Origin of the sequence: Vibrio sp. 10N.222.51.C5 (assembly GCF_041474575.1) — a bacterium.
Classification (GTDB): domain Bacteria; phylum Pseudomonadota; class Gammaproteobacteria; order Enterobacterales; family Vibrionaceae; genus Vibrio; species Vibrio crassostreae_C.
This window is the reverse complement of the sequence record NZ_JBFRUJ010000031.1, coordinates 34,422-50,662: the sequence shown is the minus strand read 5'-3', so window position 1 is coordinate 50,662 and position 16,241 is coordinate 34,422. Positions and strand designations below refer to the sequence as shown.

Annotated in this window: 12 protein-coding genes; 9 read left to right on the top strand and 3 right to left on the bottom strand. The window is 47.1% G+C overall.

Features of this window, described 5'->3' with window-relative positions; translation table 11 throughout:
- Positions 1-136 precede the first annotated feature (136 nt).
- The 5 genes from pyrB (at position 137) to AB4558_RS10210 (ending at position 5,227) form a co-directional block, all read left to right on the top strand.
- Positions 137-1,066, top strand: coding sequence for an aspartate carbamoyltransferase (gene pyrB, locus AB4558_RS10230; protein ID WP_017083816.1), 930 nt, complete (start codon positions 137-139; stop codon positions 1,064-1,066).
- Between the two features lie 15 nt (positions 1,067-1,081).
- Positions 1,082-1,546: an aspartate carbamoyltransferase regulatory subunit gene (pyrI, locus tag AB4558_RS10225; protein WP_017062720.1), complete on the top strand. Its 465-nt coding sequence runs from the start codon at positions 1,082-1,084 to the stop codon at positions 1,544-1,546.
- Positions 1,547-1,873: 327 nt separating this feature from the next.
- Entirely contained in the window at positions 1,874-2,362 is a 489-nt protein-coding gene (locus AB4558_RS10220) for an arginine repressor (protein WP_048614969.1), read from the top strand.
- A 175-nt stretch (positions 2,363-2,537) separates the two neighbouring features.
- Positions 2,538-4,385: a protein-disulfide reductase DsbD gene (locus AB4558_RS10215; RefSeq protein WP_372073487.1), complete on the top strand. Its 1,848-nt coding sequence runs from the start codon at positions 2,538-2,540 to the stop codon at positions 4,383-4,385.
- 212 nt (positions 4,386-4,597) lie between these two features.
- Positions 4,598-5,227 carry a response regulator transcription factor gene (locus tag AB4558_RS10210; protein WP_017062717.1) on the top strand — a complete coding sequence of 210 codons (630 nt, stop codon included), beginning with the start codon at positions 4,598-4,600 and terminating at the stop codon, positions 5,225-5,227.
- Here the strand turns inward: AB4558_RS10210 and AB4558_RS10205 are convergent.
- Positions 5,224-6,975: a potassium/proton antiporter gene (locus tag AB4558_RS10205; RefSeq protein WP_372073489.1), complete on the bottom strand. Its 1,752-nt coding sequence runs from the start codon at positions 6,973-6,975 to the stop codon at positions 5,224-5,226. The genes AB4558_RS10210 and AB4558_RS10205 overlap by 4 nt on opposite strands.
- Before the next feature lie 448 nt (positions 6,976-7,423).
- Here AB4558_RS10205 and AB4558_RS10200 point away from each other — a divergent pair, with 448 nt between their 5' ends.
- The 4 genes from AB4558_RS10200 to AB4558_RS10185 all read left to right on the top strand — a co-directional run bounded on the left by AB4558_RS10200 (position 7,424) and on the right by AB4558_RS10185 (position 11,389).
- The gene (locus AB4558_RS10200; RefSeq protein ID WP_010435433.1) at positions 7,424-7,690 is read left to right on the top strand and encodes a DUF4212 domain-containing protein; all 267 of its coding nucleotides are present in this window, start codon (positions 7,424-7,426) and stop codon (positions 7,688-7,690) included.
- 10 nt (positions 7,691-7,700) lie between these two features.
- Positions 7,701-9,404 carry a sodium:solute symporter family protein gene (locus AB4558_RS10195; protein WP_017062715.1) on the top strand — a complete coding sequence of 568 codons (1,704 nt, stop codon included), beginning with the start codon at positions 7,701-7,703 and terminating at the stop codon, positions 9,402-9,404.
- 200 nt (positions 9,405-9,604) lie between these two features.
- Positions 9,605-9,991, top strand: coding sequence for a hypothetical protein (locus AB4558_RS10190; RefSeq protein ID WP_372073491.1), 387 nt, complete (start codon positions 9,605-9,607; stop codon positions 9,989-9,991).
- Between the two features lie 12 nt (positions 9,992-10,003).
- On the top strand, positions 10,004-11,389 hold the full coding sequence (locus AB4558_RS10185; RefSeq protein WP_372073493.1) for a class II fumarate hydratase: 1,386 nt from the start codon (positions 10,004-10,006) through the stop codon (positions 11,387-11,389).
- Between the two features lie 85 nt (positions 11,390-11,474).
- Here the strand turns inward: AB4558_RS10185 and AB4558_RS10180 are convergent, their stop codons facing one another.
- Entirely contained in the window at positions 11,475-14,906 is a 3,432-nt protein-coding gene (locus AB4558_RS10180; protein ID WP_372073495.1) for a PAS-domain containing protein, read from the bottom strand.
- A 118-nt stretch (positions 14,907-15,024) separates the two neighbouring features.
- Positions 15,025-16,221 carry a 3-phenylpropionate MFS transporter gene (locus tag AB4558_RS10175; protein ID WP_017062710.1) on the bottom strand — a complete coding sequence of 399 codons (1,197 nt, stop codon included), beginning with the start codon at positions 16,219-16,221 and terminating at the stop codon, positions 15,025-15,027.
- Between the last annotated feature and the right edge of the window lie 20 nt (positions 16,222-16,241).

Here is a 16,241-nt window from a genome sequence, read left to right as displayed (position 1 = left end):
TGTCAACCAATACGCCTTAGAATGGCGTTGGTGTCATTTTTATTTTGCTCTATTGATCGTTTCGAAGCCTCCTATTTTTAGGGGGCTTTTTTTTGTCCGCAATTTGACTGTATGCATAGAAAAAGGAAGACCCGTTATGGCGCATTCGTTATTTAACAAGCACATCATCTCCATTCCAGAGCTCTCTCGTGATGAACTGGAGCTTATCGTCGATACTGCTGCAAGACTCAAAGCAGAGCCAAATCCAGAGCTGCTGAAAAATAAGGTTGTCGCGAGCTGCTTCTTTGAACCTTCAACTCGAACTCGCCTTTCATTTGAAACCGCGGTTCAGCGTCTTGGCGGCACCGTCATCGGTTTTGATAATGGCGGAAACACATCACTGGCTAAGAAAGGCGAAACACTTGCCGATTCGGTGCAGGTCATTTCTTCTTACGTTGACGCCTTTGTGATGCGTCACCCACAAGAAGGCGCAGCACGTTTAGCCTCTGAATTCTCTAACGGTGTGCCAATTGTGAATGGTGGCGACGGTGCGAACCAACACCCAACGCAGACCTTGTTGGATCTATTCTCGATTTACGAAACGCAAGGCACGCTCGATAACCTCAATGTGGCATTCGTTGGTGACCTAAAATATGGCCGCACCGTGCACTCATTGACGCAAGCACTATCAAAATTCAATAACGTGCGTTTCTTCTTTATCGCGCCAGAAGTGTTAGAGATGCCAGATTATATCTGTGAAGAATTGGAAGAGATGGGTATCCAATACAGCACCCACAGCAGCATTGAAGAAGTGGTGCCTGAACTGGATGTGCTGTACATGACTCGCGTACAGAAAGAGCGCTTCGATGCATCGGAATACGCGCACATGAAGTCGGCTTACATCCTAACCGCCGATACATTGAAAGACGCTCGTCAAAACATGAAGGTACTTCACCCACTGCCACGCGTCGACGAAATCACCACTGACGTCGATAAAACGCCACACGCTTACTACTTCGAACAAGCTGAAAACGGTGTATACGCTCGCGAAGCCCTATTGGCCCTAGTTCTTAACGACACTTTATAAGCAGGAGAAACAGTCATGGTTAAACAAACTCAGCTACAAGTAGAAGCGATCCGTAACGGCAGCGTGATTGACCACATCCCTGCTCACCTTGGTATCAAAATCCTTAAACTGTTTAAGCTACACAAGACAGAACAGCGCATCACTATGGGCTTAAACCTGCCATCATCGGCACTTGGCCATAAAGATCTAATCAAGATTGAGAACATCTTCCTGACCAAGGAACAAGCCAACCAATTGGCTCTTTATGCTCCGCAGGCAACGGTCAATCAGATTGAAGAGTATAAAGTGGTTAATAAGCTAACCCTTGTGCTGCCGGAGCAAATCCACAGTGTCTACTCTTGCCCGAATAGCAACTGTATTTCGCACGGTGAACCTGTCGAAAGCAGCTTTAAAGTGCAGCTAAAACAGGAAAACGTGCAGCTAAAATGTCACTACTGTGAAAAAGTATTCTCTCGCGAGATCATGAGTGAAATTCGCTAACCCTTAGCGCCATTATCACGGTCTCCAAAGCACCCTAATACCGATGGATATTTATGCCAAACTTGGAATAAATATCCATTTAACAAAAGAATAAAACTCCAAAATAAAAGCAATTAACTAGAATTTTATTTGGTGATCCCCTTCAAAAAGATAACTATCCCTTAGTGGTAGACTCAATGGGTAGACGATCATACATCACGCATACCTTCCCTCTTTATTTCGGGATTCATCGGTAAGCCCTATTTAACAATCGTACTCTACGGCTTTGGGAGTACGCTCGGCGCTATGGACAAGCGATAACCACATGTTGACCTTAAGGAGTTGTTCATGAACCCAATCACTGAGCACGGTTGCTTGTATTCAGCTGAAGATAAAACACTGACTGCAGCGTGCAAACGCTTACTACAACAACAAAGCTTCTCGACCCAAAATCAACTGCGAGAGAAACTCGTCGATATTGGCTATACCGGTATCAGCCAATCGACCGTATCTCGTATTTTGTCACAGCTTGGTGTTGTCAAAATTCAGAATGCTTGCGGTAAAAAGGTTTACTGCATCACGGTTGAAAGTGCACCGGTTCGTGTCGATGCATCCATCTCATCGCAAATCGAATTCATCACTCATAACCAAGCGATTGTCATCGTAAAAACTCATCCAGGTTGTGCTCAATTAGTCGCAAGATTAGTCGATATCGACCCACATACTGAGATTATCGGCACCGTTGGCGGTAATGATACCGTGCTTATTATTCCAAAAGATACGATGAATATTGATGCTTGCGAACAAGTAGTAAAAGCACGCTTGGGTGTAGCTTAAATGTCTCTTTTACAAAGGCAAGTCACTCAAGTTGAATTGCAGCTCCCCGCTCGATTACCCAATAAAATCGCTATCCCGCCTTAGGGGATATTTGTTTGCCGATGAAACTAATAGCAAACTATTACGGTCTGATTGAGTTAAGATACCTTCAACTCCATTTTGATGACTAAATAGTATGCGACGACTTGCCACATTACTTTTTGTTTGTGTTTCCCTATTCACCCAGCCTGCGTGGGCGCTATTTGGGAACGACAACGCCGAGCCAAGCTTCGGAGGCAATAACAATGGTTTTGTCCCTGTAGACCAAGCTTTCCCTTTCAATTACTACCAGCAAGACGACAAAGTCCTTCTCGACTGGCAAGTAAAAGAGGGCTACTACCTCTATCAACATAGCCTCTCGTTCACCGGGCAAAATCTCGCTATCGGTAATGTTAAATTAGAAGATGGTAAGCCGCACCAAGATGAATTCTTCGGTGAGGTGAGCATTTATACTCAGCCGTTATTCGTGCAAGTTCCTCTGCAGAGTTACCAAGATGGCTCACAGCTGATCGTTAAGTATCAAGGCTGTGCGGACGCAGGGTTCTGCTACCCACCAGAGACTCGTATCATCGACATTGAACCTTTCACAGCAACAGGTTCTGCTAATTCGCAAGGTAGTGACTCACAAGCTTCATCTTCTGCTGGCAACGAAACCGATGTTTCTACGCAACCAACATCTCCGAAAGCAGACGTTGTAAGTAACACGACTCAACAGCCAAATGCCCCTGTTTCAAAAGAAGCAGGCTTAGCCGATAAGCTCGGTGACAGTTGGTGGACCCCTCTATTATTCTTAGCACTCGGTGTTGGTTTAGCCTTTACGCCGTGTGTGCTGCCTATGTATCCGATTCTAACGGGTATCGTTTTAGGTGGTGGCAAACTCAGCCAAGGTCGCGCGCTGATGCTGTCCTTTATTTACGTGCAAGGCATGGCGTTAACCTACACCTTATTAGGTTTAGTGGTTGCTTCAGCAGGCATGCAATTCCAAGCCGCTATGCAGCACCCTTACGTGCTGATCGCGCTGAGTGTTCTGTTCGTGGCGTTAGCAATGTCGATGTTTGGCGTTTATAACCTGCAACTGCCAAGCAGCATCCAAACTTGGCTCAACAACCAAAGCAACAAGCAGCAAGGTGGCAATACCTTGGGCGTATTCGCAATGGGCGCTATCTCTGGCTTGGTGTGTTCACCTTGTACCACGGCGCCATTGTCAGGCGCACTGCTGTATGTGGCTCAGAGTGGTGACCTATTTACCGGTGCAATTGCTCTGTACGCGTTGGCTATGGGTATGGGTATCCCACTGATTTTAGTGGCAGTGTTTGGTAATAAGCTATTGCCTAAAGCGGGCAGCTGGATGAACAAGGTGAAGATCGTATTCGGCTTTATCTTGCTTGCCGCGCCTATCTTCCTGCTAGAGCGAATCATTCCTGAGTTGTGGGCAACCGTGCTTTGGTCTGGCCTTGGCTTCATCGCCTTTGGTTGGCTTTACCACAGTAAGAATGCACTGCCATTTGGTGGCTGGAAGCAAAGCGCTGTGGGCATCATTGCGATGCTTGGCCTGTTCGCATCAGCTCAACCTGCGCTCAATTACTGGTTTGCAGAAAAGAGCGTGACGGTAGAACAACACATCCAATTTGCACGCATCAACACGGTTGAAGAACTAGAAATCCAGCTCATCGAAGCGAAGAAACTCGGTAAGCCTGTGATGCTCGACTTCTACGCCGATTGGTGTGTGGCATGTAAAGAATTCGAGAAGTACACCTTCCATCAAGCTGATGTGGAAAACAAGCTTTCTGACTTCGTACTGCTACAAGCCGATGTAACGAGAAACATGCCTCAAGACATTGAACTGATTAAACAATTACAGGTACTTGGCTTACCTACGATTGAGTTCTGGGATGGTGAGGGTAACCATGTTCCAAATGCTCGTGTAACCGGTTTTATGCCTGCCGATGTATTCTTAAAACACATGCAAAACCACCAGCTATAACGGCAATATTCACTAAAATATAAGCCGAATCGAAAGCCGCACCGCCCCTCCGTAACGAGATGGCAGTGCGGCTTTTTTGCTATTCAGAGTAACGCTTTCTTATTCCGGGGATAAAAGTCGATATGGTTCAGACTTTTAATGCATAGATATTGTCCACATACTCAATCAGGATGATAATAAATATTAACTAAATTGTTAAAAGTATGAACGTCATGGACTCGACCTATACCATCATCATTGCTGATGACCACCCTCTCTTTCGCAACGCCCTGTTTCAGTCAGTTCATATGGCGATCAGTGGTGCGAACCTGCTTGAGGCCGATTCTCTCGATGCCTTACTGACTCTGCTAAAGAAAGAAGGCGAGCCGGATCTATTACTGCTCGATCTGAAAATGCCGGGCGCCAATGGCATGTCAGGCTTAATTCAACTGCGCGCTGAATACCCAGATCTACCGATTGTGGTGGTTTCTGCCAGTGAAGATGCCAGCGTGGTCACTCAGGTGAAGAGCCACGGTGCGTTTGGCTTTATTCCTAAGTCGAGTGATATGCGTGAGTTGGTGAGTGCACTGAATCAAGTGCTGAATGGCGACCCGTTCTTCCCTGAAGGGCTTATCACCAATAATGCAGCGTGTAGCGACCTTGCAGAAAAGATTTCCACACTGACGCCTCAGCAATACAAGGTATTAGGGATGCTTTCTGACGGCTTGCTTAACAAGCAAATCGCGTATGAATTGAATGTTTCGGAAGCGACCATCAAAGCACATATGACGGCCATCTTCCGTAAACTGGATGTGAAAAATCGTACTCAAGCGGTTATCTTGCTACAAGAAGTCCACAATTAAGCTTCACTGATATCCTCTTCTAAAGTCGTCTTAGGTAAACATAAACCCAACCTGACGACTTTATGATCATCTATCTCTGCAACCACCCAAGTGATGTCATGCCACTCAAAGCTATCACCCAATACAGAGTGTGCGCCAAGCTCTTGAGCAACCAATTGTTTTAGCGTCATTTCTCGCTCTTCTTCCGAGCCAAGTTCAATACCATAACAATCACTCACTGCCGCAACTGATAGCTCAACATCCAAGAAGAAGTCACCAAAGAATCGTGCCGCCTCTTCTGCTAGAGGCGCCTCACTGAACAACGAACTTAAGCTGTCCAAATCTTTGTCTTGACCAAGCACACATAAGATATCGTTCGCCTCTAACACGGTGCTGCCTGATGGGTGAAGCAAGGCATCCTTTCTAAACAGTGCAGTAATTCGCGTTCCTTCCGGCATAGACAAACGCTTTAGTGGTTCGCCGACACACCACTTCTCTTCTTTCAGCTTGTAGACAAACATCTCCCACTCACTAGCAGGGTAAATTTCAATGCCAGTACGAGAAATCGGTGTCGGCGTTGGAGGTAGCGTCACTTGAGCCAATCTCGCGACTTTCATCAAGCTGCCGCCTTGAACAATCAGCGACACCATAACCACGAAGAACGCGATGTTGAAGTAAAGCTGAGCATTAGGCAGGCCAGCCATCATCGGGAACACCGCCAGAATGATCGGTACCGCGCCGCGTAAACCGACCCAAGAAACAAACCAACGTTCTTTGGTAGTAAAGCTTCTGAACGGCAGTAAACCCAACCAAACAGACAACGGGCGAGCAAACAAGATCATGCCGAAAGCCAATGCTAACGCAGGAAGTGCAATGTCCATCAATGTCGATGGCGTAACCAATAGCCCCAGCACCAAGAACATCACGATCTGGCTTAGCCACGTCATGCCATCAAGAACATTAAGGATAGAGTGTCGAGAGCGAGTTGGACGATTACCAATAAATAGACCGACTAGGTAGATCGATAAGATGCCACTACCACCAAGCATGTTAGAGAACGCAAACAGTGCCACACCACCGCTGAGTACCAAAATCGAGTAAAGGCCATCGGCCAGCTGCACTCGGTTAATTAGACTCCATAGAACCCAACCGCCACCAATACCAACAAGGGTGCCGATACCAAACTGCATCGCGAAGCTTTTGAGTAGGAAGTTCATTCCCATCTCGGCATCTGGGGTGCCCAGTAGCGCAATTAAAGTCACTGTCAGGAAGACCGCCATTGGGTCATTGGTACCGGATTCGATTTCTAGGGTTGAGCCAACGCGTTCATTGAGGCTCTGTCCTTTCAGCAAAGAGAATACCGCTGCCGCATCGGTTGAACCAACAATCGCCCCGACCAAGATGCCCTGCATTAATGACAAGTCAAACAGCCAAGCCGCCATTAATCCGGTTAAGGTTGCTGTACATGCGACACCTATCGTCGCCAGCGAGAGCGAAGGCCAGAAAGCGACCTTGAAGCTCGCCACCTTGGTTCGCATACCGCCATCCAACAGAATCACGGCAAGCGCAAGGTTACTCACCAAGTAGGTCAGTGAGTAATCATCGAAATGAATATTACCGGGTCCATCTTCACCCGCTAACATACCAACGAACAAAAAGATCAAAAGAATAGGAACGCCCAATCGAGAGGACACTTGTGAGAAAAGCACGCTGATGGCGATGAGTACGGCACCAGTCAAGAATAAGTGGTTAATGGTTATTGCGTCCAATTCGTTCCCCCAAAGAATAAAATCCGAGCTTTAAGCCTGTTGATCTTTTGCCACTAGCTTGTTGATCTTCTGCCGTTTAGCAAGGCACGGTCGGTGAAAGTGCCGTTGTTACTATAACAAACTTATGTTTCGCTTCGTGTCATAAGCAGGGCTAAATACCGTTTCTCGGTCATTTAGTTGTTAAATTTTATGACTCGCAGTCTAATTCATCCCTTTTTGTTAGACCTTTGGCTAATTTAACAACATTGTAACATCACATTTTTCTATGGTTATGTCTCCTAGCTCCCATATTTCAGTACATTAGCGCTAATACCATCCCGACTAAAGTTGCACAGATCCCTTGACTTATCCTTGCTACATTCTAAATCGTAACATTACGTTAACACACTATTTTACAAAACGGTTTCACAAAAACAGTTTCTACGAAAACGGAATAAAGGAGAAGGCAATGGCGTTCGAATCTACGGAACATGCTCAAGCCTACTGGAAGGAAAACTTGGGAATTATGGGAACACTGCTCGCGGTCTGGTTTGCGGTGTCTTACGGCGCTGGCATCTTATTTGTGGATGCCCTCAATACCGTTCAGTTTGGCGGGTTCAAGCTAGGATTTTGGTTCGCTCAGCAAGGTTCGATATACACCTTCGTGGCGCTGATATTTATTTACGTTGTCCGCATGAATGCGCTCGACAAAAAATACAACGTACAGGAAGACTAGAGGCTAGAACATGGATATTCAAACTTGGACGTTTATTCTCGTCGGTATTACTTTCGCGGTATATATCGGCATCGCAATCTGGGCTCGTGCAGGGTCTACTAGTGAGTTCTACGTTGCTGGCGGTGGTGTACACCCAGTAGCAAACGGCATGGCGACCGCCGCTGACTGGATGTCGGCAGCATCATTCATCTCAATGGCAGGTATCATCTCATTCGTTGGTTACGACGGTGCGGTTTACCTAATGGGTTGGACTGGTGGTTATGTACTACTTGCGCTATGTTTAGCACCTTACCTACGTAAGTTCGGTCAGTTTACGGTTCCTGATTTCATCGGTGAGCGTTACTACTCGAAAACGGCACGTATGGTAGCGGTATTCTGTGCAATCTTCGTATCGTTTACGTACGTTGCAGGCCAGATGCGTGGTGTGGGCGTTGTATTCTCTCGTTTCCTAGAAGTTGATATTAACCTAGGCATCATCATTGGTATGGGTATTGTGTTCTTCTACGCAGTACTAGGTGGCATGAAAGGCATCACTTATACGCAGGTAGCTCAATTCTGTGTCCTCATTTTCGCCTTCCTTGTTCCAGCAATCTTTACCTCAATCATGATGACAGGTAACCCACTTCCACAAGTTGGTATGGGCTCTACGCTATCAGGCACAGATGTTTACCTTCTTGATAAACTGGATGGACTGACCGAAGAACTCGGATTTACCGCCTATACCGAAGGTAACAAGAGCATGGTAGATGTATTCTTCATCTGTGCGGCTCTAATGGTCGGTACTGCGGGTCTTCCACACGTAATCATTCGTTTCTTCACGGTACCAAAAGTACGTGATGCTCGTATCTCAGCGGGTTGGGCACTACTGTTCATCTCATTGCTATACACAACAGCACCAGGCGTTGCAGCATTCGCTCGTGTAAACATGATCGAAACAATCAACGGCCCTGACATGCAAGGTGTCGCTGCAGCGGACGCACCAAGCTGGTACAAAAACTGGGAAAGCACTGGCCTAGTAGGTTGGGAAGATAAGAACGGCGATGGCAAAATGTTCTACTCGGGCGATGAGCGCAACGAGATGAAGATTAACCGTGACATCATCGTACTGGCTTCTCCAGAGCTAGCGAAACTACCAAACTGGGTTGTAGCACTGCTTGCAGCCGGTGGCCTAGCAGCCGCACTATCAACAGCCGCGGGTCTACTATTGGTCATCTCAACGTCGATTTCACATGACTTGTTGAAGAAAGGCTTCAGACCAAACATGACCGACAAGCAGGAGCTGTTAGCCGCTCGTCTGGCAGCCATGGTCGCGATTGTCGGTGCCGGTTACTTAGGTATTAACCCACCAGGCTTTGTAGCACAGGTAGTAGCGTTTGCCTTCGGCTTAGCCGCAGCATCCTTCTTCCCAGCGATTATCCTAGGTATCTTCTACAAGAAGATGAACAAGGAAGGCGCAATTGCAGGTATGTTGTCAGGTATTGCCTTCACAGCAAGCTACATCATCTACTTCAAGTTCATTAACCCAGCAGCAAGCACACCTGAAAACTGGTGGTTTGGTATCAGCCCAGAAGGCATCGGTACGCTAGGTATGTGTCTAAACTTCGTAGTATCGATTGCTGTAAACAAAGTAACTGCTGAAGTACCACAAGATGTACAAGATATGGTTGAGAACATCCGTTACCCGAAAGGTGCAGGTGAAGCTCACGACCACTAAGCACGACCATTAAACAAAGATGTTTAGCAAAAAATGAATCAGTACTTACATTGTAGGGATTAGGTACTGACTCCAGAAAGCCGATACTTCGTGTATCGGCTTTTTCTTTTTCTGCTCACTTTATAAAAAGATAAACAAAGGGTTGTTTTTAAAATTTTATTTGATAATAATTATCATTAACATCCAATAAAGAGATGCAGATGATGATGAAAGAGCAGCAGGTTCTCTATTCGAGATTTTACAAAGCACAGGATCGCTTTGCTTCATTAGAACAAGTTCAAGGCCATGAGCCGTTTGTAATTCGAGAGTATATCGAGTGTGCACTGACGCTTTCGGCTTACTATGAAAAGCATGCCGCTCAAGAAAACATCTTGTTGTGCGAGCTGTATCTACGCCAAGTTTTCTTTCATTTGATTGAAGCGATTGAGTCTCCTCAGCGCAGTTTCGCCTTTCGTCATATCTGCCTAGACTCTATTCACTCACCACTATTTTATTTGAAGCGCCACTACTGCCAGCAACCTCAAGGCCAAGCGCGTTTTTTGAATCTCAGCCAAACACTACAACAAGTCCAAGCCCCATTTGGCTAACAAGGATAGAACATGACCCTACAATTTCGGATTGAAAAAGACAGCATGGGCGAAGTGAAAGTCCCTGCCGATGCGCTATACCAAGCACAAACTCAGCGTGCAGCGGATAACTTCGCGTTTAGCTCTCACAAGATGCCGACCAGTTTTATTCAAGCACTGGCGTTAATTAAACAGGCAGCGGCAGATACCAATGCTCAGTTAGGTCTACTGGAAGGTGATATTGCCAACGCGATAGCCGAAGCCAGCCAAGAGATCATTGAGGGTAAACACCTCGATCAATTCCCTATCGATGTCTACCAAACCGGTTCAGGTACCAGTTCCAACATGAATGCCAATGAAGTGATTGCTACGCTTGCCTCAAGAAGCTTGCAAGGCGACGTGAACCCCAATGATCACGTCAACATGGGCCAAAGCAGTAACGATGTGGTGCCAACCGCAATTCAAGTGAGCGTTGCTTTGATGGCTGAAAATAAGCTATTACCTGCATTAACTCACCTTTCTGAAGCACTCACCATCAAACAACAGGAACTTGCGGAGGTCGTGAAGACCGGCCGCACTCATCTAATGGATGCGATGCCAATGACCTTTGCTCAAGAGCTAGGTGGTTGGAAATTTCAGATAGAACACGCTAAGCAAGCAATAGAGAACACCCTGCCCGCTATCAAGGCTTTAGCACAAGGTGGTACTGCGGTTGGAACAGGGATCAATGCTGACCCACGCTTTGCCGATAAGTTTGCGAGTAACCTGTCTCAATCGACAAAGATCAGTTTTAGCTCGAGTGAAAACTTCTTTTTTAGCCTCAGCAGTCAAGACGCGATCGTTGCGCTGTCAGGTCAGCTCAAAACGGCAGCAGTTGCGATCATGAAGATCTCAAACGATCTTCGCTGGATGAACTCTGGGCCGTTGGCTGGCTTAGGGGAAATTGAATTACAGGCTCTACAACCAGGCTCATCGATCATGCCTGGCAAGGTAAATCCTGTGATTCCAGAAGCTGCAGCTATGGCGGCGGCGCAAGTCATTGGCAACGACACCACCATTACCGTAGCCGGACAATCAGGTAACTTCCAACTTAATGTGATGCTGCCAGTGATTGCTCATAACGTGTTGGAAAGTATTGAGTTATTGGCAAACAGCTCAGTCGCTTTAGCGGACAAAGCCATCGCGACCTTCACGGTACGCCAAGACAATCTCGATTTGGCACTGTCAAAGAACCCAATCCTAGTGACCGCACTTAACCCTGTGATTGGCTACTTGAAGGCGGCTGATATTGCCAAGAAAGCTTACAAAGAAGGCTTACCAATTCTGGATGTCGCAGAAAGAGAAACCGATCTTAGCCGAGAAGAGCTCAGTAAACAGCTTGATCCAACCACACTGACACAAGGTGGCATTGCTGGTTAGTTATTGAATTAAAAAACGAATAGTCATCCACAGAAACAAAAAAGGCCTCATCTGAGGCCTTTTTAATATCTAAGAGTTAATTAAACTAGCTCACGCGATTCAATACTGCTCTGAGTTTTAACGGTTTCACTGGCTTGGCAATAAAGCGAAAGCTGTTGGCCTTTATCGCTGCCAACATGTCATCGGTTCTATCGGCACTAATGATGACCCCTTCAAAAGAGTCTCCGAGGCGCAAGCGACACTGCTGCAGGACTTCGAGACCCGTTCTGCCATTATCTAAACGGTAATCAGAGAAAATCACATCAGGTAGCCAACCCTCATCTAGGCACTGCAAGCTTTCGACCAAATCAACCGCCGTCTTAACCTCACAGCCCCAACGTCCGATCAGGTTTTCCATACCGACTAAGATTTCTCGTTCATTATCGACACACAATATCTTGAGATGTTCGATGTCGCTGGTCGCCATTGGCGTCGAAGCTTGCACAACTGGAGCCACTTTTTCCGCTCTAGCTAAGGTGATGGAAAAGACACTGCCTTGCCCCGGCCATGAGCGCATCGAAATTTGATGGCCAAGCACATGAGCAATACCTTTCGAGATAGCCAGCCCTAACCCCAATCCTTGATCGGCTCGTACTTGGCTGCCACGAGTAAACTCTTCAAAGATTTCTTGTTGCTTGTCTTCATCGATACCGGTTCCATTATCCCACACATCAATTCGAACCTGTCCATTCACTCTTCTCGCACCCAGTACCACTTTCCCTTCCGGGTTATAGCGGAACGCATTGGTCAAAAAGTTCTGAATCACACGCCTCAACAGCTTAGGGTCTGAATGAATGAACAATGACGACGGAATCATCTTAAACTCAATTTTCTGTTGTCTCGCTAGAGCGCTAAATTCCGCGTTCAAATTGGTTAATACGTCATGCACGGCAATCGCGTGAATGTTGGTTTCTAACTTTCCGGACTCCAATCGAGAGATATCCAGCAAGTCACCAATCAAATCTTCTGCGGCGCCAAGTGCACTCTCGATGTGAGATGACAATTGCTTCACCTCTTGCTCTTTTGCCACCTCAGACAGTGACGAAGCAAATAGACGTGCGGCATTGAGCGGCTGCATCAAATCGTGGCTTACCGCGGCTAGAAAACGACTCTTAGATTGTGATTCTTGATCCGAAATCTGCGTGGCTTTTACCAAGCGATGGTTCAGTTTTTCGAGTTCTTGAGTTCGCTCATGCACTCTCGATTCCAAACTTTCGTTGGCATCTTTTAGCGCTTGCTCTGCTTGTCGGAATACCGTGATGTCGGTAAAGCTCATCACAAAGCCACCACTTGGCATCGGGTTACCTTGCACTTCAATCACTCGACCATCAGGACGAATGCGAGAAGAGGTATGTCGAGTGCCTTGCTCCAAATGATAAACACGGCGACGCACATGATCTTCAGGGTCACCCGGACCACACAAACCTTGCTGAGCATTATGGCGAATCACATCGGAGATCGGCCTGCCCACTTGTATCAAACCAGCAGGGAACTCAAACAATTCTAGATAGCGCTGATTCCACGCCACCAGCCTCATTTGTTTGTCGATTACTGCGATGCCTTGGCCAATATGTTCAATCGCGCCTTGCAGTAAACCACGGCTGAAGTCGTACAGTTCCGAAGCTTCATCCACGATGGTCGCGACTTCTTCAAGCTGCATGTTTCTTCCCTGTAAAGCGGAAGTAAGTACTAACTTAGCAGACGAAGCACCGAATACTCCGGCGAGCACGCGCTCTGCGTGTCGAATCAGACTTGCAGGCGCTTGTTGATTAGGAAGCAGCGGCTGACCGTGTTGTTGCCAATAGCTGTGTAAGGCACTTTTGGCACGCTTACGGCCTACAAAACGCGACGCCAGCATCTCTAATTCAGCGACCGTCACTCGGTTCTGGTAAAGGCTGATATTCTCGTTTTCAGGCAGCGGCGTGCCAACAAATGCTGCTGATTGTAAGCGCTCACTTAGGCTTGGACGAGTCGTCATCGAAACCACGGCATAGCACAAGGTATTAAGTACAATACTCAGCACAATGCCCCAGTTTGAACTGCTGATATTCCAGCTACTGAGCAGTTCTGGCGGCGTGATAATCCACAGTAAAAGGTTACTGTCACTGTCGCCAGCCAACATGCTGGTTTGGCTCATCAAGGTAATCAGCCAAATCAACGAGCCCACCATTAAGCCGACATACACGCCCTTGCGGTTACCCGGGCGCCAGTACAAACCACCAATAAGTGCTGGCGCGAATTGAGCAATCGCAGCAAAGGAAAGAAAGCCAATCGCTGACAGTGAATGGATGGTATCGAGCGCCTGATAAAACAGCCAAGCACCCAGTAACAGCAGTAAAATTAGCCCGCGGCGAATCACCAATAGCAGGCCAGAAAAGTGTCGATGGGTTCTTTGAGTTAGGCGCATACGGCGCAGTAACAATGGCATCACTAAATCATTCGACACCATGATCGCCAAGGCGATGGTCGACACTATCACCATGCCACTTGCCGCAGACGTACCACCAAGGAAAGCCAGCAAGGCAATGTGATTAGCGCCTTCTGACATTGGCACACTGATCACATAGGTATCCGCTGGCATACCAGTAAGTAGTCCTTGTCCTGCCCAAGCAATTGGCAGCACGAACAGTCCCATCAAAATCAGGTAAAGCGGAAACAACCAACGAGCGGTATGCAGGTCTTGAGGACGTTCGTTCTCTACCACCATGGTATGGAACTGGCGTGGCAGACAGACAATCGCCAACATGGTCAAAACGGTATGAATAATTAAGGTCGGAATATTGGGTGATTCGTAGGTGGAAGCCGCCACATCAAGCAAGTCGATCTTGTCGCTGCTCATCGCCAGATACATGATGAATAGGCCAACGATCAGGAATGCCGCGAGCTTAACGATGGATTCAAACGCCACCGCCATCATCATGCCACGGTGATGCTCTGTGTTATCAATGTGTCTTGTACCAAACAGCATGGTGAAAATAGCCAAAGCACCGACCACAAACCAAGACACATGATAGTCCTGATAACCGAAGTCAGCCGCTAGGTTGGGTGCAACAATATCCAACCCCATGGTAATACCACGCAGTTGCAGAGCAATATAAGGAAGGATACCAACCACGGCGATAACCGTCACCGCCACCGCTAAGCCCTGAGATTTTCCATAACGAGCCGCGATAAAGTCGGCAATGGAGGTGATATGTTCCCGCTTCGCAATCAGGATCAGCCGCGCCAAGATCCGCCAGCCTAGTGTAAAGACTAGAATCGGGGCGAGGTAAATGGGTAAAAAAGACCAAGGGTTGTTACTCGCCTGCCCGACCGTTCCATAGAAGGTCCAAGAGGTACAATACACGGCAATCGAAAGGCTATAGATCCACGGGCGCCAACGCGATAGCCAACGAACCTGCCTGTCTCCATACCAAGCGATCAGAAATAACACGCCCAAGTAGGCTAAAGAGACTGGAATTACTATCCATCCTTGCATTGAAAACCCTTTTTTCATCCATAAAAAAACCTCTCCATAAGGGAGAGGTTTCATTTAACTAAGGATGGGTGATTAACTCAATCGCATCGCTTAAATTCTGTGCTTTAGACTCTAATTATCAGCATTTGCTGTGAGATTCTGACTGTTCCGAATCTGATTGATTAATCTCAACCACTGAACTTCTTTCATCCAACTTAATGAACAGAGCAAGTGCACCCATTGCAGCCATGCCCCAGAAGATATTTGCGCCCCAAAGCTCATAACCCCAACCACTTAAGGTGGTCATCAGTGCAATAAAGGCACCTAATGGAATCGCGTTATACAGGGCTTGTAGCGCAACCATCTTGTTTTGTTCTTCAGATTGGATGTATTGAATCGCGGCGATGTGTGCCATGGCAAAGGTCACGCCATGCAGTAGCTGCACCATAACCAGTGCGAAAATCGCTGTCGTTGATGCGGTAATACCCCAACGCGCCATCACCCCAATAGCCGCGACGACAAACAAAGTACGCAGTGACCAGCCTGAGAATAATCGCTTACTCAGAGCAAATACGGCCACTTCAGCAACAACACCTAAACTCCACAAATAACCGATGATAGCTTCTGAGTGACCCGCTTCTTTCCAATAAATCGCACTAAAACTGTAGTAAGCCGCATGACTACCTTGCAGCAGCGCCATCAAGGCTAAAAACTTTACCACTGACGACTCACGCAGCAGTTCACCTAGTTTTGGTCGCGCCGCTTGTTGCTCAGATTGTGTTACTGGCATCACATTGGGGTTTCTCATCGCAAGAATCAATGACAGCAACACACCGGCAAGCGCAGTATACAAAATCATGTCAGTGCCGAATTGTGCCACCAAATAGCCAACAACCGTTGAACCTGCGATAAAGGCAATTGATCCCCAAAGACGAGTTCGGCCGTAGTCGAGCATTTTCAAACGACTGTAATGGTTAGCCATCGCATCAGAAAGAGGAATGATCGGCCCACAACAGAGGTTAAACAGTACCGTTGCCAACAACATCAGTATAAAGCTGCCACCGGTGAAGAAGTGGAAACCGACAAACAGCAGCGCAGCGAAACTCAAACAGCGTAGCGCTGGCATCAAGTGTTCCACTTTATGGATACGCGGCGTAATCACTAAGTTGGCCACACAACGAGTCGCAAAGCCGATACCAATCAATACGCCAATATCACCAGCAGACACGCCTTGGTCTTCAAACCACAACGCCCAAAATGGCAAATACACGCCATACGCAAAAAAGAAACCAAGAAAATACTGAGAGATCCAGCCATAGGGTGAAGGGCTAAACATAAATGACCTATAAAGTGTAC

What these genes read in the sequence shown, in the direction of transcription:
- AB4558_RS10200 (WP_010435433.1), top strand. Translation starts at nt 7,424, where the DNA reads ATGGCGTTCGAATCTACGGAACATGCTCAAGCCTACTGGAAGGAAAAC.
- AB4558_RS10175 (WP_017062710.1), bottom strand. Translation starts at nt 16,221, where the DNA reads ATGTTTAGCCCTTCACCCTATGGCTGGATCTCTCAGTATTTTCTTGGT.
- pyrB (WP_017083816.1), top strand. Translation starts at nt 137, where the DNA reads ATGGCGCATTCGTTATTTAACAAGCACATCATCTCCATTCCAGAGCTC.
- AB4558_RS10215 (WP_372073487.1), top strand. Translation starts at nt 2,538, where the DNA reads ATGCGACGACTTGCCACATTACTTTTTGTTTGTGTTTCCCTATTCACC.
- AB4558_RS10195 (WP_017062715.1), top strand. Translation starts at nt 7,701, where the DNA reads ATGGATATTCAAACTTGGACGTTTATTCTCGTCGGTATTACTTTCGCG.
- AB4558_RS10180 (WP_372073495.1), bottom strand. Translation starts at nt 14,906, where the DNA reads ATGCAAGGATGGATAGTAATTCCAGTCTCTTTAGCCTACTTGGGCGTG.
- pyrI (WP_017062720.1), top strand. Translation starts at nt 1,082, where the DNA reads ATGGTTAAACAAACTCAGCTACAAGTAGAAGCGATCCGTAACGGCAGC.
- AB4558_RS10185 (WP_372073493.1), top strand. Translation starts at nt 10,004, where the DNA reads ATGACCCTACAATTTCGGATTGAAAAAGACAGCATGGGCGAAGTGAAA.
- AB4558_RS10210 (WP_017062717.1), top strand. Translation starts at nt 4,598, where the DNA reads ATGGACTCGACCTATACCATCATCATTGCTGATGACCACCCTCTCTTT.
- AB4558_RS10220 (WP_048614969.1), top strand. Translation starts at nt 1,874, where the DNA reads ATGAACCCAATCACTGAGCACGGTTGCTTGTATTCAGCTGAAGATAAA.
- AB4558_RS10190 (WP_372073491.1), top strand. Translation starts at nt 9,605, where the DNA reads ATGATGATGAAAGAGCAGCAGGTTCTCTATTCGAGATTTTACAAAGCA.